Origin of the sequence: Nocardiopsis deserti (genome assembly GCF_008638355.1) — a bacterium.
Classification (GTDB): domain Bacteria; phylum Actinomycetota; class Actinomycetes; order Streptosporangiales; family Streptosporangiaceae; genus Nocardiopsis; species Nocardiopsis alborubida.
Genome location: NZ_VWVS01000054.1, coordinates 1 through 1,324, shown reverse-complemented (window position 1 = coordinate 1,324; position 1,324 = coordinate 1). Strand labels below are relative to the sequence as shown.

Below are 1,324 nucleotides of genomic sequence, written 5' to 3'. Positions count from 1 at the left end.
AGGCCCAGCACGCCGAACGCGGACAGCGGGATGAGGACCAGCAGAATGGCCCCCGACAGCAGCAGGCTCTGGAGCATGATCCGCCGGGTGCGGCGGGCGTGGGCCAGGGCCCGGGGCAGTGCCCGCAGGTCCTCGCCCATGAGGGCGACGTCGGCGGTCTCGATCGCGACGTCGGTGCCCATGGCGCCCATGGCCACCCCGGTGTCGGCGGTGGCCAGGGCGGGGGCGTCGTTGACACCGTCGCCGACCATCGCCACCGGCCCGTGGTGACGCAGACCGGTGACCAGGGCCGACTTGTCCTCGGGGCGCAGGTCGGCATGGACCTCGTCGACGCCGACCCGGGCCGCCAGGGCACGGGCGGTGCGCTCGTTGTCGCCGGTGAGCATCACGGTGCGCACGCCCATGCGGTGCAGGGCGGCGACCGCCTCGGCGGCCTCGCGGCGCAGCTCGTCGCGGATCGCGACGGCGCCGACCAGACGGCCGTCGGCCTCGACCAGGACGGTGGTGGCGCCCTCCTCTTGGAGGCGGGCCACCTCCGGCGCCAGCGGTCCGGGGTCGACGTAGCCGGGACGGCCGAGCCGCAGGGGCGTGCCGTCGGCCGCGGTGCCGGTCAGGCCGCTCCCGGTCACCGCCTCCACGTCCCGGGCGGGTACGGGGTCTGGGTGGGCGGCCAGGATCGCGGCGGCCAGCGGGTGTTCGCTGCGCGCCTCCAGTGCGGCGGCCAGGGCCAGGACCTCCTCGCGGGTGCGCCCGTGCGCGGGGGCGACGGCCACCACGGCTGGCGCGTTGCGGGTGAGGGTGCCGGTCTTGTCCAGGGCCACCACCCGCACCGTCGCGAACACCTCCAGGGCGGCCCCGCCCTTGACCAGTACACCCGACCGACTCGCCGCGCCGATCGCGGCGACCACGGTGACCGGAACCGCGATGGCGAAGGCACACGGGGAGGCGGCCACCAGCACCACCAGAGCGCGCTCGATCCACACTCCCGGGTCTGCGAACAGGGAACCGGCGGCGGCGATCAGGGCCGCCGCGACGAGGATTCCGGGCACCAGCGGGCGGGCGATCCGGGCGGCCAGGCGCTGGGCGGCGCCCTTGCGCGCCTGCTCGCGCTCGACGATGTGCACGACGCGGGACAGGGAGTTGTCGGCCACCCGGGCGGTGACCCCCACCTCCAGGGCGCCGCCGCCGTTGACGGTCCCGGCGAACACCTCGGTCCCCACGACGGCCTCGACGGGGACGGACTCACCGGTGACGGTGGAGGTGTCCACGGTGGAGCGGCCCGAGCGGACGACGCCGTCGGTGGCGATCCGCTCGCCGGGCCGGA

1 protein-coding gene is annotated in these 1,324 nt (G+C 76.3%); it reads right to left on the bottom strand.

The window, feature by feature from the left end:
* Window positions 1-1,324, bottom strand: a 1,324-nt coding sequence (locus tag FYW99_RS31560) for a heavy metal translocating P-type ATPase (protein WP_150256267.1), incomplete at both ends; no start/stop codon positions are given.